The following is a 20,341-nucleotide window of genomic DNA, read 5'->3' as shown; positions in this document are numbered from 1 at the left end:
TGTGCGCGGGGGCGCGGCCCGGTTCGAGGCGCACGTAGTTGGCCCTGCCCCAGTGGTAGGTCTCGCCGGTGAGCTCGTCGCGCACCGGCACGGACTCGTGCCATTCCAGGCCGAGTTGCGGCATGTTCAACGAGACCGTGGCCTCCTGGGTGTGGTGAGGGTCGAGGTTCACGACCACCAGAACCGTGTTCGATCCGTGCTCGTCGGCGGCCGCCTTCGAGTACGCGATCACCGCTTCCTTGTCCGTTTCGTGGAAGTGCAGGTCGCGCAGTTGCCGGAGTGCGGGACTGGTCCGCCGGAGCCGGTTCAGGGCGGTGATCAGCGGGGCGATCGTCTCGCCCCGGCGGGCGGCGCCTTCCCAGTCGCGGGGCCGGAGTTGGTACTTCTCCGAGTTCAGATACTCCTCGCTCCCGCGCCGCACGGCGGTGTTCTCGCACAGCTCGAATCCGCTGTAGACGCCCCACGTCGGCGACAGCGTGGCGGCGAGCACGGCCCGCACCTCGAAGGCGGACCGGCCGCCCTCCTGGAGGTAGGCGTGCAGGATGTCCGGGGTGTTCACGAAGAAGTTGGGGCGCAGGAAGTGCGCCGTCTCGCGCGACAACTCGGTGAGGTACTCGGTGAGTTCGGCCTTGTCGTTGCGCCAGGTGAAGTAGGTGTACGACTGCTGGAAGCCGATGGCCGCCAGCGTCCGCATCATCGCGGGCCGCGTGAAGGCCTCGGCGAGGAAGATGACGTCCGGGTCGGTGCCGTTGACCTCGGCGAGCACCCGCTCCCAGAACACGACCGGTTTGGTGTGCGGGTTGTCGACGCGGAAGACACGGACGCCGTGGGCCATCCAGAACCGCAGCAGCCGCACGGTTTCGGCGATGAGCCCCGGCATGTCCTTGTCGAAGGCGATCGGATAGATGTCCTGGTACTTCTTCGGCGGATTCTCGGCGTACGCGATGGAGCCGTCCGCCCGCCGACGGAACCACTCGGGGTGCTTCTCCACCCACGGATGGTCCGGCGAGCACTGCAACGCGAAGTCCAGGGCGACTTCGAGGCCGAGCTCGCCGGCCCGGCGTACGAACGCGTCGAAGTCGTCGAGCGTGCCGAGGTCCGGGTGGACCGCGTCGTGACCGCCCTCCGGCGAGCCGATCGCCCACGGCACACCGACGTCGTACCGGCCCACCGAGAGCGAGTTGTTGGGCCCCTTGCGGAAGGTGGAGCCGATGGGGTGGATCGGCGGCAGATAGACGACGTCGAAGCCCATCTCGGCGATGGCGGGCAGCCGTTCGGCCGCGGTACGGAACGTCCCTGAGACGGGCGGGGCACCTTCCTCGACGACGGCACCCTCCGAGCGCGGGAAGAACTCGTACCAGGACCCGAAGAGAGCCCGCTCCCGCTCCACAATGAGCGGCAACTCCTCGGAGGAGGTGACGAATTCGCGCAACGGGTACCGCGCGAGCGCCGACCGCACCTCCGGGGTGAGGGCGGCAGCGAGACGGGCCGCCGGTGAGCGGCCCGTGTCGCGCAGTGCCTGTGCCGCGTCGAGGACGGCGGCCCGTTCGGTGCGGGGGACGCCGGACGCGGCGCGCTCGTGGAGGCGGGCGCCCTCCTCCAGGACCAGCTCCGTGTCCTGCCCCGCGGGAATCTTGATCCGCGCGTGGTGGCGCCAGGTCGTGACCGGATCGCCCCACGCCTCCACCGCGTACGTCCAGCGCCCCTCGGCGTCCGGTGTGACGTCGGCGCCCCACCGGTCGGTGCCGGGCGCGAGCTCCCGCATGGGGGTCCAGGGTCCGGGGCGCCCCTCGGGATCGCGCAGGACGACATTGGCGGCGACCGCCTCGTGTCCTTCGCGGAAGACCGTGGCGGTGACCTGGAACGTTTCTCCAGGCACCGCCTTCGCCGGTTTTCGCCCGCCGTGGACGGCGGGTCGTACGTCCTGGACGGGGATCGTGGGCTGTGCCGACGTGTCTGGCGGGGGTGAGCCTAGAGGCATGTCTGACCGCTCCTGTCCGCGTGCACGGATACGTGGGTGTGGAGACTTCCGCGGTGCGTGCCGGCCCGTGAGCCGAGTGCGTACCGGAGGAGCCTTCCCACAGCCTTCGGGTGCGCAATCCGGCGCTTTGTTAACTACTAGTGCGTAAGGGCGCATGCAAGACCGGTCCCGCCATGAATGGCCGGACCGGTCCCAATTCGCATATGCCCCAGGTTTGTTGGTCTGTGCCCATGCCGCGTAAACCTGGCACGATCCCCCCGGACCCAGGAGACGGATGCACGCGGAGGGCTCATCGATGAGCGCACGAGATGCCCGGCGAGACGGGACGCACGACACCGCACCGTCCACCGGCGCCGGTCACGACCCGGCCCCGGTCGTCGTCACCACCCACGGCCCCGTCCGCGGCGAGCGGCGAGCGAGCGGGGACCGGTTCCTCGGCGTCCCGTATGCCGCGCCGCCCGTCGGCGCCCTCCGCTTCGCGCCGCCCGCACCGCCCGCCCCCTGGACCGAGCCGCTGGACGCCACCGCGTACGGGCCGACCGCGCAGCGCCGCGGCTTCGGCGAGGGAGCCACCATTCCCGAGCCGACGATCCCCGGCCCGGGCATCCTCAACCTGAACGTCTTCACGCCCGCCGCCGACGCGGGAGCCGCGCTGCCCGTCCTGGTCTGGATCCACGGCGGCGGCTACGTCGCCGGGTCCGCGGCGAGCCCCTGGTACGACGGGGCCGCGTTCAACCGCGACGGCGTCGTCCTCGTCTCGCTCGGCTACCGGCTCGGCATCGAGGGCTTCCTGCACCTGGCCGACGCCCCGGACAACCGCGGCGTGCGCGACTGGCTCGCCGCCCTGGAGTGGGTGCGCGACAACATCGCGGCGTTCGGCGGCGACCCCGCCCGGGTCACGGTCGCCGGACAGTCGGCGGGCGGCGGCGCCGTCCAGACGCTGCTCGCCATGCCGGCCGCCCGCGGCCTGTTCCGCGCGGCGATATCCATGTCCGGCTCGCTGATCGACCCCCAGGAGCGCTGGGTCGGCCCCGCCGTGGCCGAACTGTTCACCCGGCGCACCGGCGTGCCCGCCACCGCGGCGGCCCTGTGCCCCCTCTCCGACGACCGGCTGCTCGCCCTCCAGGACGAGCTGACCGCGCCGGGCCCCGGCCGCGAGCGGCTGCCCGGCCCGCTGCTCGGGCCGGTCGCGGACGGCGAGCTGATCCCGAGGCCGACGCTCACCGAGCTCACCGAGGGCACCCTGGCCGCGGACATACCGCTGCTCCTCGGCCATACGCGGCACGAGTTCCACGCGTTCGGCGGTCAGGAGCTGACCGATCTCGTCTTCCGGGGCCCGGCCCTCGCGCTCGCGCGGGCGCGCGCCCGGCGCGCGCACCCCACCTGGCTGTACGAGTTCGCCTGGCCCACGCCGGTGCCCGGCGCCACGCAGGGCCTCGCCTTCCACTGCCTCGACCTGCCCTTCGCCTTCGACCTGCTCGGCGCGGAGGGCGTCGCCGCCGCCGCGGGCGACTCCCCGCCGCAGCCCCTGGCCGACGCGATGCACGCCGCCTGGGTGAGTTTCGTCCGCGATCTCGACCCGGGCGGCGGATGGCCGCGTCACACGGCCGGACGGCACACGACCCGGATCTGGGACGACGAACCGGCCCGGCACACCGGTGATCACGGCCGGAACCGGCCACTCCGCGCCCCGCGCGCCACACCCCGCACCCCGACTGCGCCCGTCCGCGCGCCGTAGTTGCCGGGACCCGATCACCGCTACCGTCGAGACGTAGGTCGATACGTGTCGATACGTAGGGCATTCCCCGCAGAGGTGGAGTCGCAGTGAAGGCCATCCGTCGGTTCACCGTACGCCCCGTCCTTCCCGAGCCCCTCGGCCGGCTGGCCGAGCTGGCCCGCAACCTGCGCTGGTCCTGGCACCCGCGCACCCGTGACCTCTTCGCGTCCGTCGACCCCCGGCTGTGGCAGGCCTCCGGCTGCGACCCCGTGCGGCTCCTCGGCGAGGTGCCGCCCGAGCGGCTCGTCGAGCTCGCCGGTGACGCGGACTTCCTGCGGCGGCTCGACGAGGCCGCCGACGACCTGCGGGACTACGTCGCAGGGGACCGCTGGTACCAGGAGCAGGCCAGGAACGACGGGCACCTGCCGCGTGCCGTCGCCTACTTCTCGCCCGAGTTCGGCATCACCGCCGCCCTGCCGCAGTACTCCGGCGGCCTCGGCATCCTCGCCGGGGACCACCTGAAGGCCGCCAGCGACCTCGGCGTCCCCCTCATCGGCGTCGGGCTGCTCTACCGCCACGGCTACTTCCGCCAGTCGCTGTCCCGCGACGCCTGGCAGCAGGAGCACTACCCCGTCCTCGACCCGAACGAGCTCCCCCTCGCCCTGCTGCGCGAGGACGACGGGACCCCCGCGATGGTGGCGCTCGCCCTGCCCGGCGGGCGGTCGCTGCGCGCCCACGTCTGGCAGGCGCAGGTCGGACGCGTGCCGCTGCTCCTGCTCGACTCCGACGTCGAGGAGAACGACCCCGGCGAGCGCGACGTCACCGACCGGCTCTACGGCGGCGGCAGCGAGCACCGGCTGCTCCAGGAGATGCTCCTCGGCATCGGCGGCGTGCGTGCCGTCCGTGCGTACTGCCGCCTGACCGGTCACCCCGAACCCGAGGTCTTCCACACGAACGAGGGCCACGCGGGCTTCCTCGGCCTCGAACGCATCCATGAACTCGCCCTGCGCGACGTCGAGTTCGACGCGGCGCTCGAATCCGTCCGGGCCGGCACGGTCTTCACCACCCACACGCCCGTCCCCGCCGGCATCGACCGCTTCGACCGCGAGCTGGTCGCCCGCCACTTCGGCCCCGGCGCCGAGCTGCCCCGCATCGACGCGGGGGACGTCCTGCGGCTCGGCATGGAGACCTACCTGGGCGGCGAGCCCAACCTCTTCAACATGGCGGTGATGGGCCTGCGGCTCGGCAGCCGCGCCAACGGCGTGAGCACCCTGCACGGCTCGGTGAGCCGGGAGATGTTCGCGGGCCTGTGGCCGGGCTTCGACGCCGAGGAGGTGCCGATCGTGTCCGTCACCAACGGCGTGCACGCCCCGACCTGGGTGGCCCCCGAGGTCTTCCGGCTCGGCGCCCGCCAGATCGGCGAGCGCCGCACCGAGGACGCGCTGTCCGTCGGCGGCTCCGACCGGTGGGACGCGGTGGCCGACATCCAGGACGCCGACATCTGGGAGCTCCGCCGCACCCTGCGCGAACAGCTGGTCCACGAGGTCAGGCGGCGGCTGCACGACTCGTGGCGGCAGCGCGGCGCCGCCACCGCCGAGCTGGGCTGGATCGACGGGGTGCTCGACCCGGACGTCCTCACCATCGGCTTCGCGCGCCGCGTCCCCTCGTACAAGCGGCTCACGCTGATGCTGCGCGACCGCGACCGGCTGATGGAGCTGCTCCGCCACCCCGAGCGGCCCGTGCAGATCGTCGTCGCGGGCAAGGCGCACCCGGCGGACGACGGCGGGAAGCGCCTCATCCAGGAGCTGGTCAGGTTCACCGACGACCCGCGGGTGCGCCGGCACATCGTGTTCCTGCCGGACTACGGCATGGCGATGGCGCAGAAGCTCTACCCGGGCTGCGACGTGTGGCTGAACAATCCGCTCAGGCCCCTGGAGGCGTGCGGCACCTCCGGCATGAAGGCGGCGCTGAACGGCTGCCTCAACCTCTCCGTCCTCGACGGCTGGTGGGACGAGTGGTTCGAGCCCGACTTCGGCTGGGCCATCCCCACCGCGGACGGCACGGCGGGTGACGACGACCGCCGTGACGACCTGGAGGCCGCCGCCCTCTACGACCTCCTGGAGCACCGCATCGCGCCCCGCTTCTACGAACAGGGCCCCGGCGGCCTGCCCGACCGCTGGATCGAGATGGTCCGCAGGACGCTGACCCGGCTCGGCCCGAAGGTCCTCGCGGGCCGCATGGTCCGGGAGTACGTCGAGAAGCTGTACGCACCCGCCGCGCGCGCCCAGCGCGCCCTCGACGCGCCGGCCGCCGGTGAACTGGCCGCCTGGAAGACCCGGGTCAGGGCGGCCTGGCCCCGGGTCGCCGTCGACCACGTGGAGGCGTCGGCGACCGGTTCCACCGCGGAGCTCGGCGCCACGTTCGCCCTGCGGGTGCGCGTGCATCTGGGGGAGCTGACGCCGGACGACGTGGAGGTGCAGGTCCTCGCGGGGCGCGTCGACCCGGAGGACCACATCGCCGACGCGTCCGCGGTGCCGCTGAAGCCGACGAGCGGGCCCGACGCGCAGGGACGCCGGGTGTACGAGGGCCCCCTCGCGCTGGACCGCACGGGGCCCTTCGGATACACGGTGCGGATTCTGCCCTCGCACCGGCTGCTGGCGAGCGGCGCAGAGTTGGGGCTCGTCGCCGTCCCGTCGGAGGCGACGGGGGAGGAGGCGGGGGTGCTGATGCGGTGAGAAGGACCACGAGTGCAAGAGCAGAATCCGCCATCGTGAAACCACGGGGCGCGTAGGTATCGTCAGACCCCCAGACAACGTTCAACCGGGCCGGTGCAACGGCCACTGAACGCGAGCGTGCGCTGGGTGCGCGATTTTTACCTGCACGGGGGAAATAGGCAATGTCGTACCGTCCGGCCGATTGGCATGTGCTCGACCTGGACAAGGATCCGACGCCGGGTGATCCGCACCGGGTGCGGTCGCTGGCGAAGAACCTGCATGACTTCGCCGAGGACGTGGGCCGGGTCCTGCGGGACATCAAGGGGATGGCGGGCGAGGACGCGATCCTGCAGTGGGCGGGCAAGACCGCGGACGCGTTCACGGAGAAGTTCGAGGACGCCCCGGACAAGCTGAAGAAGCTCAAGAAGAGCTACGAGATGGCGGGCGACGCGCTGTCGGCGTATTGGCCGGAACTGGAGCGCGCCCAGAGCCTGGCCGACAAGGCGCTGGTCAAGGGCCGCGAGGCGCAGGCCGACCTCAGCAGCGCCAAGTCCCGGCTCTCCTCCGCCGATTCCTGGGTGGAGAAGGCGGGCAAGGAGGCCGACAAGTACAAGGACGGCGGCTCCAAGGGCAAGGACGTGCCCAAGCCCGACGAGGACAAGGTCCGCGCCGCCACCCGCAACGCCGCCTCCGCGGAGAAGGCGCAGAAGTCCGCGCAGGGTGATGTCGACTCGGCCAAGAGCGCGCTGGATGCGGCGAAGAAGATGGCCGAGGACGCCCGCAAGATGCGGGAGGAGGCGGCCGGGACCGCGAAGCGGAAGATCGACGAGGCGTCCGACGCGGGGATCCGGAACCGCAAGTGGTGGGAGGAGATCGGTGACTGGGTCACCGACAACTGGGACGCCATCGTCGCCGTCTGCAAGGTCGTCGTCGCCGTGGTCGGCGTCATCGCGATCATCATCGGCGGGCCGATCCTCGCCGCCATCGTCATCGTCGCCGGCGCCATCGTCCTCGCCGACACCCTCAACAAATATCGAAAAGGCCAAGCAGGCCTGATGGACGTCGCCTTCGCCGCCCTGGACTGCATCCCGGGCGCCAAGGGACTCACCACCGCGGTCAAAGCGGCCAAGGGCCTCAAGGCTGCCGCCCGTGGACTGCGTTCCGGGGGACTCCGCAAGGCCCTCGCGGGCGGCATGAAGAAGGTGGCGGGCAAGGGCAAGCCGGCCAAGGGCCGCTGCAAGAACGGCGACCCGATCGACATGATCTCCGGCGAGATGCTCATGGAGCAGACCGACATCGCCCTGCCGGGCCTGCTCCCGCTGGTCCTCCGGCGCACCCACCTGTCCACGTACCGCTGGGGCCACTGGTACGGCCACTCGTGGGCCTCGACGCTGGACGAGCGGGTCGAGACCGACGACAAGGGCCTGGTCTACGTCACCGAGGACGGCCAGCTGCTGTCCTACCCCCACCCCGAGCCCGGCGGTGAACCGGTGCTGCCCGCCCACGGCCCCCGCTGGCCGCTGAGCATGGACGACGCGGGCACGGTGACGGTCGCCGACCCGCACACCGGCCACGTACGCCACTTCCCCCCGGCCGCACCCGACACGACGAAGCCCTCCACCGGCGAGAAGCCCTCCACCGGCGAACGGCACGAGATCCTGCCGCTGCGAGCCGTCACCGACCGCAACGGCAACCGCATCGACATCGACCACGACCCCGCCACCGGCGCACCCACGGCGATACGCCACACCGGCGGCTACCACCTGAAGGTGGACACCGACGACGACCGCATCACGGCACTGCGTCTGCTCGCCCCCGACACCGGCACCGATACCGGAACCGAGGGCGCCCCCGGCGACACGCTGGTGACCGCGTACGGCTACGACGAGGTCGGCAATCTGGCCGAGGTCCACAACTCGGTCGGAGTGCGGCTGCGGCTGGACTACGACGACGACGCCCGCATCACGTCCTGGACCGACAGCAACCACACCTGGTACCGCTTCACCTACGACGCCGAAGACCGCTGCGTCCGCGGCGAGAGCACCGCCGGCCACCTGGCGTGCACCGTCGAGTACCGCCCCGACGAGCGGGAGACCCGCTACACCGACGCCCTCGGCCACACGACCGTCTACCGCTACAACGACCTCAGCCAGCTCCTCTCCGAGACGGACCCGCTGGGCGGCACCGTCCACACCGAGTGGGACAGCTGGAACAACCTGCTCGCCCGCACCGACGCGCTGGGGCACCGCACCGAGAACACCTGGGACGAGCACGGCAATCTGATCGCGACACGCGCTCCGGACGGCACGTGCGTCACCGCCGTCTACAACGAACTCAACCTGCCGGTCGAGATCGTCGGCCCGGACGACGCCGTCGAGCGCCAGACATGGGACGAGCGCGGCAACCGCACCAGCGTGACCACCCGCGACGGCATGACCCACCACTTCACCCACGACGCCACCGGAGCCGTGTCCACCATCACGGACCCCCTCGGCCACACCACCGAGCTGCGCTGCAACGCGGCGGGCCTGCCGCTGGAGGTCACGGACCCGCTGGGCGCGGTGACCCGCTACGACCTCGACGCCTTCGGCCGCGTCATCACGATCACGGACCCGACGGGCGCGGCCACGCGCCTCGAGTGGACGGTCGAGGGCAAGCTGGCGCGGCGCACGGAGGCGGACGGCTCGTCGGAGTCGTGGACGTACGACGGCGAGGGCAACTGCGTCTCGCACACGGACGCGATGGGCGCGACCACGACACACGCCTACACGCACTTCGACCTGATCGCGGCCCGCACGGACCCCGACGGCGTCCGCTACGAATTCGACCACGACACCCAGCTCCAGCTCCGCAAGGTCACCAACCCGCAAGGCCTGACTTGGAGTTACGAGTACGACCCGGCGGGCCGCCTGGTGGCGGAGACGGACTTCGACGGCCGCACGCTGACGTACACCCACGACGCGGCCGGCCAGTTGCTGAGCCGTACGACGGCCACGGGCGACGAGATCACCTTCGAGCGGGACGCGCTGGGCCGGACGGTCACGCAGGACGTGGCGGGCGCCTCGATCACGCGCTTCACCTATGACGCGGCAGGCGACCTCACCGCGGCGGTGAGCCCGGACGTGACGCTGACCCTGGAGCGGGACAGGGCGAGCCGTCTGATCTCGGAGACGGTCAACGGCCGCACCCTGACCCACACCTACGACGCACTGGGCCGCCGCACCGCCCGCACCACGCCGTCCGGCGCGACGAGCACCTGGACGTACGACGCGGCAGGCAGGGTCACCGAGCTGACCGCGTCCGGGCGGAGGCTGGCGTTCACGCACGACGGGGCGGGCCGGGAACTCACCCGCACGGTCGGCGAGGCCCTGACGCTGACGAACGTGTACGACGTGGTGGGCCGTCTGACGAAGCAGGAACTGATGGGCCCGGGCAGCAAGCCCGTCCAGCACCGGGAGTACACGTACCGTGCGGACGACCATCTGACCGGCGTGGAGGACCGGCTCAACGGCACGCGCCACTTCGACCTGGACGCGGCAGGCCGCGTGACAGCGGTCCGCGCGGCGGGCTGGACGGAGACCTACGCCTACGACAAGGCGGGCAACCAGACCGACGCCTCGTGGCCCGCCCCCATGCCGGGCCAGGAGGCGACAGGCCCCCGCGCCTACACCGGCACCCGTATCACCGCGGCAGGCGGCGTCCGCTACGAATACGACGCGGCAGGACGCACCACCCTGCGCCAGAAGACCCGCCTGTCCCGCAAACCCGACACCTGGCACTACGAATGGGACGCGGAAGACCGCCTCACGTCCGTGGTGACCCCCGACGGCACAAGGTGGCGCTACCTCTACGACCCCCTGGGCCGCCGGATATCCAAACAGCGCATGACGGAAGAGGGGGTGGCGGAACAGACCGACTTCACCTGGGACGACATGACCCTCTGCGAACAGACGAGCCACACCCCGGGCGCACCGGAGTCGGTGACCCTCACCTGGGACCACGACGGCCTGTGCCCCCTGGCGCAGACAGAGCGCAAACACCTCACCGACGAAGAAGTGGACGCCCACTTCTACGCCATCGTCACGGACCTCGTCGGCACCCCGACCGAACTCCTCGACGAGCAGGGCGACATCGCCTGGCGCACCAGGACCACCCTCTGGGGCACCACCGCCTGGAACCGAAGCGCCACCGCCTATACACCCCTGCGTTTCCCCGGCCAGTACTACGACCCCGAGACGGGGCTGCACTACAACTACTTCCGGCACTACGACCCCGAGACCGCCCGCTACCTCACGCCGGACCCGATCGGTCTCGCCGGTGGCTTCGGTCCGCACAGTTACGTCCCCAACCCGTTCATGTGGATCGACCCCCTCGGCCTTTCCCTCCTCGACGTCAGCAAGAACGGGGTGAAGATCGTCGTGCACGAGTACGACGTGGACAAGCCGGCGCACGCTCATGTCACCGGTGGCGGGGGCCGCGAGGTCAGAATCGGGGCGAACGGCAAACCCCTCCACAACCAGCCGGAGCTTTCGAGCAAGCAGCGACAGGCGGTGGAGCACTTCAAGCCGCAGATCAGGACCGCCGTCAGGAAGCTCGGCAGGCGGAGTCAGGCGGAGGAGCGGGCTGCGAAGGAGCAGCGCGAGGCCGCCGAGGCCGCCAAGAAACCCTGCAAGTAGGGAAGAAACGATGACATTGCATTCCGATGTGGCCGCGTTGCTGGCGGAGGCCGGCATCGAGGACGTGGACGTGGACGAGGCCGTCACGGACGATCACCTGCGCTCGTCCGCGTACCAACGCGTCGTCTCGGTGATCGCTGACTCGCCCGGCCGCGACCGGGACCGCGCGATCGTGGCCACGATCCTGCGCGACCCCGACGAGATGGCGGCCAAGACGGCGGTGGTCGCCCTCGTGGACGAGATCGCGATGCGGGCGTCCGGTCCTGCCGAGTTCCGGGAGTGGTCGGACGGACTGCTGCCGGAGATCGACCGGTTCGAGGCCGAGGGGCACCGCGAGTTCGTCCGCCGCCGCGTCCACGACTGGCTGTTCCACCTGTCCGTCAAGGACGGTCACGTGCCGACAGCCGACGAGCTGGCGGAGGTCACGGACTGGATGCAGCGCCACCTCGCCGAGTTCTCGAAATCGCCGGACGTACTCGCCGTGGTCGCCGAGTCGGCCCGTACGAAGAAGACGCGGAACATCGCGAAGAACCGGGCCGGAAGCCGCGAGCTGAGAACGGAGTAGGCAAAAGGCGGCACCCGGAGGGAGAAAGGAATTCCCCTCCGGGTGCCGCCCGTCGAGCCGGTTGTGAGGGCCTACTTGACCGCGACGCCCGTCCAGGCAGCGCCCACTGCCTTGACCTCCGCCGAGTCCGCCCCGTAAAGATCCGTGGCCGCCTTCAGCGTGCCCTCGCGGGCCGCCTTGTAGTCGGTCGTCGAGGTGAAGTACGCCGTCAGGGCCTTGAACCAGATCTTCTCGGCCTTGTCGCGTCCGATGCCCTCGACCTTGGAGCCGTCGGCGGTCGGCGAGTCGTACTTGACGCCGTTGATCTCCTTCGCGCCGCTGCCCTCGGACAGCAGGTAGAAGAAGTGGTTGGCGATGCCCGAGGAGTGGTGGACGTCGGCGTTGCCCGCGTCCGCGCTCCAGCTGTCCAGGGACGAGCCGTCCTTGCTGGGCTTGTCCATGTGGCGCAGCGGGGAGCCGTCGCCGTTGATGTCGATCTCCTCGCCGATGAGGTAGTCGCCGACGTCCTCGGGGTTCTTGGCGTTGAACTCGACGGCGGTGGCGAAGATGTCGGAGGTGGCTTCGTTGAGGCCGCCGGACTCGCCGCTGTACTCCATGTTGCCGGTCGCCGAGGTGACGCCGTGGGTCATCTCGTGGGCCGCGACGTCGATCGAGGTGAGGGGCTTCTTGTTGCCCTCGCCGTCGCCGTAGGTCATGCAGAAGCAGCTGTCGTCCCAGAAGGCGTTGACGTAGTTGTTGCCGTAGTGGACCCGCGAGGTCGCGCCCTTGCCGTCGCCGTTGATGCCGCTGCGGCCGTGCACGGACTTGTAGTAGTCCCAGGTGAGCTGGGCGCCGTAGGCGGCGTCGACGGCGGCGGTCTGGACGTCGTCCGGCTTGCCCGTGCCCCATGTGTCGTCGTCGTCCGTGACGAGCTTGCCGTTGCCGCCCTGGGCGTGGTTCAGGTCGTACGTGCCGTGGCCGCCGCGCGAGTCGTCGGTCAGCTCGAACCCGCTGCCGCCCTTCTTCGTGCCGAGCTCGACCTTGCCGCTGTACTGGCTGTTGCCGGTGCCGTTCTCGATGGCCTGGTGCTGGTACAGCTTCTTGCCGGTCGCGGCGTCCGTGATGACGTGCAGTCTGCTGGGGGTGCCGTCCTTCTGCACGCCGGTGACGACGGTCTCGTACGCGAGGACGGGCTTGCCGGAGGCGGCCCAGATGACCTTGCGCGGCGCCTGTGCGTCGGCCTTGGCGGTCTTCGCCTTGGCGGCGGTCGACTCGGCGGACTCGGCGACCGAGGACTTGGGGAGCTTCGCGTCGGTGGAGGCGACCTTCACGGTGGCCTTCGTGGCCTTCGTGACACCCTCCACCTTGCCGCTCTTGGCGGTGTGCACGACGAGGTCGCCGCCGAGGACGGGCAGGCCGTCGTAGGTGCGCTCGTAGCGGGTGTGGGTGGTGCCGTCGGCGTCCTTGACGACGTCGCGGACGACCAGCTTCTCCTTGGCGCCCAGGCCGATCTTGTCGGCGGTGGCGGCCTTGTCGGCGTTCGCGTCCTGGAGGAGGCCCGCGCGGGCCGTGGCCGACAGGCTGACGGGGGAGCCGGACGACGTGGCGTCCTTGGCCGGCTCGGCGGAGGCGCCGGTGGTCAGCCCGGCGGTGAGCAGCGCCCCGGCGGCGACGGCGGTGGCGATGGCGAGCGTCGAACGCTTACGGGATATGTGGGGGGTCACGCAGGCTCCTTCTGTGGGGGGAGAGAACCGGGTGGCGTGGGGGGCTACCCGGACGCGTGGGGAAGCGTGTCACCGGCAGCAGGTACATGTCAGGACCCCGGCTGGATGTTGGCCGGAATTCGTCCGTTGAGCGATGGTCAACATACGCAATGCGAACGGGCGGTGAAGGCGGAGGCCCACAACGCGCGCGCCGCCCCGGGGAGTTGATCACCCGGAGCGGCGGCGTGTCTGTGCGGTACCGCGGAACTGTGGAGCTGTAGGACTACGGAACTGCCCGGCTTACGGGAAGGTGACCTTCCAGCTGTTGATGTAGCCGGTGTCCTGCCGGGCCACGTCCTGGACGCGCAGCTTCCAGGTGCCGTTGGCCACCTCGGAGGAGGCGTTGACCGTGTAGGTCTCCTTGACGTTGTCCGCCGAGTCCGAGGAGCTGGCGGGCTTCAGGGGGTAGACCGTCCCGTCGGGGGCGAGCAGGTCGACCTTCAGGTCACCGCGCCAGGTGTGCACGATGTCGACGCCGACCTTCAGGGCGCTGGGCGCGTTGCCGGTGCGGCCGGTGACGTTGACCGAGGAGGTGACCGCGGCGCCGTTGTCCGGAATGGCGACGTCCGTGGTGTTCTCGAAGTCGGTGCCGGGCGTCTCGCCGCCGGGGCGGGCGCCGACGTTCACGGCGGCCCAGGCGTGGGCGACGGCCGCGTACTCGGCGCTGCTGGTGCCGTACAGCTCACCGGCCACCGCGAGCGTCCCGGTGCGGGCCGCCGCGTAGTTGGTGGTCGTGGTGAACTTCGTGGTGAGCGCCTTGAACCAGATCAGCGACGCCTTGTCCCGGCCGATGCCCGTGACCGGCAGGCCGTCGGAGGTCGGCGAGTCGTACTGGACGCCGTTGATCTCCTTCTTGCCGCTGCCCTCGCTCAGCAGGTAGTAGAAGTGGTTGGCGACACCCGACGAGTAGTGCACGTCGATGTTGCCGATGCCCGAGTACCACGAGTCCTTGGACGAGCCGTCCTTGCTCGGCTTGTCCATGTAGCGCAGCGGGGTGCCGTCGCCGTTGATGTCGATCTTCTCGCCGACGTAGTAGTCGCCCTTGTCCTGGGCGTTGTTGGCGTTGAACTCGACGGCGGCCGCGAAGATGTCGGAGGTGGCCTCGTTCAGGCCGCCGGACTCGCCGCTGTAGGTCATGTTGCCGGTGGCGGCCGTCACGCCGTGCGTCATCTCGTGCGCCGCGACGTCGATCGAGGTGAGCGGCTTGGCGTTGCCCGCGCCGTCGCCGTACGTCATGCAGAAGCAGGCGTCCGACCAGAAGGCGTTGACGTAGTTGTTGCCGTAGTGGACGCGCGAGTACGCGCCGACGCCGTCGCCGCGGATGCCGCTGCGGCCGTGCACGTTCTTGTAGTAGTCCCAGGTGAGTGCCGCGCCGTAGTGCGCGTCGGCGCCCGCGGTCTCCAGGTTGGAGGGCAGTCCGTTGCCCCACACGTCGTCGGGGCCCGAGAAGAGGGTGCCGGTGCCGGAGGTGCCGCGGTTCAGGTTGTACGTCTTGTGGCTGCCGCGGGCGGTGTCGGTCAGGGTGTAGTTGGACCCGGACTGCGCCGTCCCCAGCGTCACCTGCCCGCTGTACTGCGTGTTGCCGGTGCCGTTCTCGATGCCCTGCCACTGGAAGAGCTTCTTGCCGGTGGCGGCGTCCGTGATGACGTGCAGCTCGTTCGGCGTGCCGTCGTGCTGCAGGCCGCCGACCACGGTCTCGTACGCGAGGACCGGCTCGCCCTTGGCCAGCCACACGACCTTGCGCGGCGCACGGTCCGCGTCGGTCTTCTTCGAGCCCTCGGCCTTCGCGGCGCCGAGCGCCTGCTTCTCCGCGGCCGACGCCTTCACCTCGGCGCTCATGTCGACGCCCTTGAGCTGCGCCTTCACGGCCTTGGTGACGCCCTCGGTCTTCCCGGACTTCGCGGTGTCGACCACCATGTCGCCGCCGAGGACGGGCAGGCCGTCGTAGGTGCGCTCGTAGCGGGTGTGGACGGTGCCGTCGCGGTCCTTCGTGACGTCGCGGACGACGAGCTTCTCCTTGGCGCCGAGGCCCAGGTCCTTGGCGGTGTCCGCCTTGGTGGCGTTGGCGTCACGTATGAGCTCGGCGCGCTGGGCGGGCGAGAGCTTGACGGCGAGCGCGCCCGGGTCGACCTTGCCGAGCTTCTGGGCCGCCGCGGGGCTCGCCTTGGCGGCCGGGTCATCGGCCGAGGCGGGGCCTGCCTGAACGGCGACGGCAAGGAGCGCGGCGACGGCGGAGAGCGCGCCGGCGGCGGTCGCACGCGTGCGGACGGAACGGGTGCGGGGGGTGTGTCTGTGGGAGGTGCTTCTCAACACGGACTCCTTCTGCGCGGCCGCGGCGGGTGCGCGGCCAGAGCTACCGGACGGCTGGGTCGCCGTCCGGGCAGAACAAGGCGGAACGCAGAACTGGGCGGTGCACAACGGGTGTTGCGTGAAGAGAAACCGTCGCCTTGTTGAAAGGCGTGCGACGGTCGAGGGAAGAGTGACACCGGAGCGCCATCCCTGTCAGGACCGCGTCAATAGTTGGCCGGAAATAGTCCGTTGGCCGGTTGGAGGGGTTCGGTATGCGGTGCGGCGCCTTGACCTCCGACGCCGGCGACCGGCTCGCCTACGCGCCCATCTCGGTCGCGGCGCGGAACTCGTGCGTGGCCCGCGGAAACTCGTCCCACAAGATGTGCGACCGCACCTCGCCGCCGAGGACGGCAACGAGGAACCGGGTCACCGTCATGTCGTACCGCTCCCATTCCTCCCCGGACGCGCTGTTGACCATCACGGCCCGGGAGTCGGGATCATCACCCGGCTCCACCAGCCAGTACAGGTACTCCCCGTTGTCCGTGGTCCCCCAGCAGACCAGCCGGTTGCCGTCGGCCTCCATCTCGCTCGGCCTGTCCTCGAACTGCCACAGCGAGGCATTGGCCTCCTCGCGCTCCGCCGAGACCTTGAGCAGGTCGTACACGTCGTTGGCACACCCCGGCTCCAGGAGCAGCAGATAGCCGTCGACGAAACCACCGCCGTACGCCTCGACGAGCTCCCGGTAATCCGCGGGCAGGGCGGCCCCCAGAGCGGTCTCGGCCGTGTCCCAGGTGGGGGCGGGACTCGTGGTGGTGGGCATCGGCAGCAGTTGGGTGAGGCGACTCAGGGCGGGGGTCACGGGCTCACCACGCTCTCCCGCCACGCGCGATGGAGTTCCGCGAACGAGCCCGTGCCCGCGATGAGGTCGTCGGGGCTGCCGTCCTCCACCACCCGGCCGTGTTCCATGACCAGCACCCGGTCCGCGATCTCCACCGTGGAGAGGCGGTGGGCGATCACCACGGCGGTGCGGCCGCGCAGCACCGTGTGCATGGCGTGCTGCACGGCCCGCTCGCCCGGGATGTCAAGCGAGCTGGTCGCCTCGTCGAGGATCAGCACCGCGGGGTCGGCGAGGAGCGCTCGCGCGAAGGCGACCAGTTGGCGCTGGCCCGCCGAGATGCGGCCGCCCCGCTTGCGTACGTCCGTGTCGTAGCCGTCGGGGAGCGAGGTGATGAAGTCATGGGCGCCGATGGCCTTCGCGGCGCGTTCGATGTCCGCGCGGGTGGCGTCGGGGCGGCCGATCGCGATGTTCTCCGCGACCGTCCCGGAGAACAGGAACGCCTCCTGGGTCACCATCACCACCCCGCGCCGCAGCTCGGCGCCCGACAGCTCCCGCAGGTCGACGCCGTCGAGGAGGACGCGGCCCTCCGTCGGGTCGTAGAAGCGGGCGAGCAGCTTCGCCAGCGTGGACTTGCCCGCGCCGGTGGTGCCGACCACGGCGACGGTCTGCCCGGCGGGCAGCGTCAGGTCGAAGCGCGGCAGCACCTCGCCGCCCGTGCGGTACGCGAACCGCACGCCGTCGAACCGGACTTCGCGGCCCGGCTGGTCCGACTCCAGGACGGGCAGGGGGCGGGTCGCCGAGGCCTCCGGTTCGGGCACCGTCGGCGTCTGGGCGAGCAGCCCCGCGATCTTCTCCAGGGAGGCGGCCGCCGACTGGTAGGAGTTGAGGAACATGCCGAGCCGGTCGATCGGGTCGTACAGGCGCCGCAGGTACAGCACGGCGGCGGCCAGCACGCCGAGCGCGAGCCCGCCGTCCGCGACGCGTTGGGCGCCCCACAGGACGATGCCGGCCACAGCCGTGTTCGCGACCAGCCGGGAGCCGACCACATAGCGGGCCATCTCCAGGATCGCGGCGCCGTTGGTCCGCTCGTGCCGCTGGTTGAGCACGGCGAACTCCGCGTCGTTGGCCCGCTCCCTGCGGAAGGCCCGCACCGGCCGGATGCCGTTCATCGTCTCCGCGAACTTCACGATGACGGCGGCGATGGCCGTCGAACGGTCGCGGAAAAGGACCGCTGCACGCCGCTGGTACAGGCGTATGAGGAGGTACAGCGGCACGAACGACGCCACGGCCACCGCGCCGAGACCGAGATCCAGCCAGAGCAGCATCGCCGAGATGTAGACGAAGGACGGCAGGACCGTGAGCAGCTCCTGGAGGCCCTCGCTGAGCAGCTCGCGCAGTGACTCGACGTCGGTGGTGGAGCGGGAGATGAGCCTGCCCGAGGTGTACCGCTCGTGGAAGTCGACGCTGAGCGCCTGCGCGTGCCGGAAGATGCGGCCGCGCAGGTCGAGCAGTACGTCCTGGTTCACGCGCGCGGAGGCGACGATGAACGCGTACTGGAGGGCACCGGAGGCGGCCGCGCAGCACAGATAGCCGACGCCGACCGCGATCAGCGGGCCGTAGTCGTCGGCACGCACGGCGGGCACGCCCCGGTCGATGGCGTACGCGACGAGCAGCGGCCCCGCCTGCACCACGGCCTGCTGGACGAGGAGCAGCACGGCGGCCAGCGTGACGCGGCCGCGCAGCGGTGAAAGCAGGGAGAGCAGCAGGGTGCGGGTGGCGCCCGGTGGTGCGGGCAGCTCGTCCTTGTCGAAGGGGTCGTCCACCCCGGCCCGGCCCGCCGCGAGGTCCGGCTCCTCGGGGTCGGGACCTGCGGGCTTCTCCCGGACGGGCGTCGACGAGGTCATCGGGAAGCCTCCTGGGAGGGGTGGGGAGCGGTGGGGGTGGAGTGGGGCTGCCCGGCGGTGGAGTCGGGGGCTTCGGCGACGGGGTCGGGGGCTTCGGCTCCCGACATCAGCCACGCGTACTCCGCGCTCTCCCGCAGCAGCTCCTGGTGCGTGCCGACGGCGGCGACGCGGCCGCCCGACAGCAGGGCGACCCGGTCGGCGAGCAGCACCGTGGAAGGGCGGTGGGCGACGATCAGCGCGGTCGTGTCCGCGAGGACCCGCCGCAGCGCCGCCTCCACCAGCGCCTCCGTATGGACGTCGAGGGCGGAGAGCGGGTCGTCGAGGACCAGGAAGCGGGGGCGGCCCACCACCGCGCGGGCCAGGGCGAGACGTTGGCGCTGGCCGCCGGAGAGGCTCAGGCCCTGCTCGCCGACCTGCGTGTCGGTGCCGTGCGGCAGCGCGTACGCGAAGTCGGCCTGCGCCACGTCGAGCGCGCGAGCCAACTCGGCCTCACCGGCAGTCTTTTCGGCGCCCATGAGGACGTTCTCGCCGACCGTCGCGGAGAACAGTGTGGGCTCCTCGAAGGCGACGGCGACGAGCGTACGGAGGCGTTCGCGGTCCATCGCCGTGATGTCCTCGCCGTCCAGGGTGATGCGGCCGCCGGTCACCTCGTGCAGCCGGGGCACCAGCGCGGTCAGCGTCGTCTTGCCGCTGCCGGTCGCGCCGACGAGCGCCATCGTCTCGCCGGAGCGGATGTGCAGGTCGACGCGTGCGAGGACGGGGGGCGCGTCCGGCGCGGCGTCGGGATAACGGAACTCCACACCGTGGAACCGCAGACCGTCTCCGTCCGCGGCAAGCACGTCGTGACCACTGTCGCCCGGCCCCAACGCCTTCTGAGGGGCCCCCGCCCCCTCCGGCTCCGCGTCCAGCACCTCGAAGTACCGCTCCGTGGCCGTCGCCGACTCCTGGCTCATCGCGAGCAGGAAACCGATCGACTCCACCGGCCACCGCAGCGCCAGCGCCGTCGACAGGAACGCGACCAGCGTGCCCGCCGACAGGCCGCCGTCCGCGACCCGCACCGTGCCGATCACCAGCGCCGCCCCGATCGCGACCTCCGGCAGCGTCATGATCACCGCGTAGATCGCGGCGAGGATCCGCGCCTTGGCCAGCTCCGTGCCGCGCAGCGTGTGCGAGAGCTCGCGGAACGCGCGCGCCTGGCTGCGGTGGCGGCCGAAGCCCTTGATGATGCGGATGCCGAGCACGCTCTCCTCGACGACCGTCGTCAGGTCACCGACCTGGTCCTGCGCGCGCCGCGCCACGGCGGTGTACCGCCCCTCGTAGTACGCGAGGGCGATCACCATAGGGGCCACGGGCGCGAGCAGCACAAGCCCGAGCGTGAAGTCCTGGCCGAGCAGGATGATCACGCCGACCACAATGGTCGCGCCGTTGACCAGCAGGAACGTCAGCGGGAAGGCGAGGAACATGCGCAGCAGCATCAGATCCGTCGTCCCGCGCGACAGGAGCTGGCCGGACGCCCACCGGTCGTGGAAGGCCACCGGCAGCCGCTGCAGATGGCGGTAGAGGTCGGCCCGCATCGCCGCCTCGACGCCCGCGAGGGGCCGGGCCACCAGCCACCTCCGCAGGCCGAACAGCAGCGCCTCCGTGACACCGAGCAGCAGGAGCAGCAGCGCCCCGAGCCACACCCCCGCCGAGTCCCGGTCGGCCACCGGACCGTCCACCATCCACTTCAGTACGAGGGGGAACACGAGCCCCGTACAGGAGGCGACGATCGCGACAACCGCCGCGACGGCGAGGCGAGTTCGCACCGGTCGCACATACGGCCAGAGGCGCAACAGCGTCCGTACGGTGGACCGATCCTTGGCAGGGGCAGCTGATTTCGGCATCAGGAGCGAGCCTACGGATCGCCACTGACACA

Annotated in this window: 10 protein-coding genes; 4 read left to right on the top strand and 6 right to left on the bottom strand. The window is 71.0% G+C overall.

The window, feature by feature from the left end; genetic code table 11:
- A partial coding sequence (locus tag ACH4D5_RS31590) for an alpha-1,4-glucan--maltose-1-phosphate maltosyltransferase (protein WP_398309009.1) occupies window positions 1-1,981 on the bottom strand: 1,981 nt, incomplete at its 3' end.
- Between the two features lie 295 nt (window positions 1,982-2,276).
- Between ACH4D5_RS31590 and ACH4D5_RS31585 the strand changes: the two genes are divergently transcribed.
- From ACH4D5_RS31585 to ACH4D5_RS31570, 4 genes are all read left to right on the top strand, one after another.
- Window positions 2,277-3,719 carry a carboxylesterase/lipase family protein gene (locus tag ACH4D5_RS31585; protein ID WP_398309006.1) on the top strand — a complete coding sequence of 481 codons (1,443 nt, stop codon included), beginning with the start codon at window positions 2,277-2,279 and terminating at the stop codon, window positions 3,717-3,719.
- An 86-nt stretch (window positions 3,720-3,805) separates the two neighbouring features.
- Window positions 3,806-6,433 (top strand): alpha-glucan family phosphorylase, encoded by a 2,628-nt coding sequence (glgP, locus tag ACH4D5_RS31580; RefSeq protein ID WP_398309003.1) that lies wholly within the window; start codon window positions 3,806-3,808, stop codon window positions 6,431-6,433.
- Window positions 6,434-6,594: 161 nt separating this feature from the next.
- Window positions 6,595-11,088 (top strand): RHS repeat-associated core domain-containing protein, encoded by a 4,494-nt coding sequence (locus ACH4D5_RS31575; RefSeq protein ID WP_398309000.1) that lies wholly within the window; start codon window positions 6,595-6,597, stop codon window positions 11,086-11,088.
- 10 nt (window positions 11,089-11,098) lie between these two features.
- The gene (locus tag ACH4D5_RS31570; RefSeq protein WP_398308997.1) at window positions 11,099-11,653 is read left to right on the top strand and encodes a hypothetical protein; all 555 of its coding nucleotides are present in this window, start codon (window positions 11,099-11,101) and stop codon (window positions 11,651-11,653) included.
- A 71-nt stretch (window positions 11,654-11,724) separates the two neighbouring features.
- Here the strand turns inward: ACH4D5_RS31570 and ACH4D5_RS31565 are convergent, their stop codons facing one another.
- The 5 genes from ACH4D5_RS31565 to ACH4D5_RS31545 form a co-directional block, all read right to left on the bottom strand.
- A complete protein-coding gene (locus tag ACH4D5_RS31565; RefSeq protein ID WP_398308994.1) occupies window positions 11,725-13,356 on the bottom strand; it encodes a M4 family metallopeptidase in 1,632 nt (543 codons plus the stop codon).
- Between the two features lie 279 nt (window positions 13,357-13,635).
- Complete coding sequence (locus ACH4D5_RS31560; protein ID WP_398308991.1) at window positions 13,636-15,708, bottom strand: M4 family metallopeptidase; 2,073 nt, start codon at window positions 15,706-15,708, stop codon at window positions 13,636-13,638.
- A gap of 292 nt (window positions 15,709-16,000) precedes the next feature.
- Window positions 16,001-16,543 carry an SMI1/KNR4 family protein gene (locus tag ACH4D5_RS31555; protein WP_398308988.1) on the bottom strand — a complete coding sequence of 181 codons (543 nt, stop codon included), beginning with the start codon at window positions 16,541-16,543 and terminating at the stop codon, window positions 16,001-16,003.
- Window positions 16,540-18,426 (bottom strand): ABC transporter ATP-binding protein, encoded by a 1,887-nt coding sequence (locus tag ACH4D5_RS31550; RefSeq protein ID WP_398308985.1) that lies wholly within the window; start codon window positions 18,424-18,426, stop codon window positions 16,540-16,542. The genes ACH4D5_RS31555 and ACH4D5_RS31550 overlap by 4 nt, the downstream gene beginning before the upstream one ends.
- Window positions 18,423-20,309, bottom strand: coding sequence for an ABC transporter ATP-binding protein (locus ACH4D5_RS31545; RefSeq protein WP_398308982.1), 1,887 nt, complete (start codon window positions 20,307-20,309; stop codon window positions 18,423-18,425). Before ACH4D5_RS31545 ends, ACH4D5_RS31550 begins: the two co-directional genes overlap by 4 nt.
- Window positions 20,310-20,341 lie beyond the last annotated feature (32 nt).

The organism is Streptomyces sp. NPDC018029, from assembly GCF_044327655.1.
Classification (GTDB): Bacteria; Actinomycetota; Actinomycetes; order Streptomycetales; family Streptomycetaceae; genus Streptomyces.
Note: the sequence above shows the minus strand (reverse complement) of the source record. Positions and strands in the feature narration are given on the sequence as shown.

Excerpts from the sequence above, each read along its gene's own strand:
- ACH4D5_RS31585 (WP_398309006.1), top strand. The coding sequence starts at position 2,277 with ATGAGCGCACGAGATGCCCGGCGAGACGGGACGCACGACACCGCACCG.
- ACH4D5_RS31575 (WP_398309000.1), top strand. The coding sequence starts at position 6,595 with ATGTCGTACCGTCCGGCCGATTGGCATGTGCTCGACCTGGACAAGGAT.
- ACH4D5_RS31570 (WP_398308997.1), top strand. The coding sequence starts at position 11,099 with ATGACATTGCATTCCGATGTGGCCGCGTTGCTGGCGGAGGCCGGCATC.
- ACH4D5_RS31550 (WP_398308985.1), bottom strand. The coding sequence starts at position 18,426 with ATGACCTCGTCGACGCCCGTCCGGGAGAAGCCCGCAGGTCCCGACCCC.
- ACH4D5_RS31545 (WP_398308982.1), bottom strand. The coding sequence starts at position 20,309 with ATGCCGAAATCAGCTGCCCCTGCCAAGGATCGGTCCACCGTACGGACG.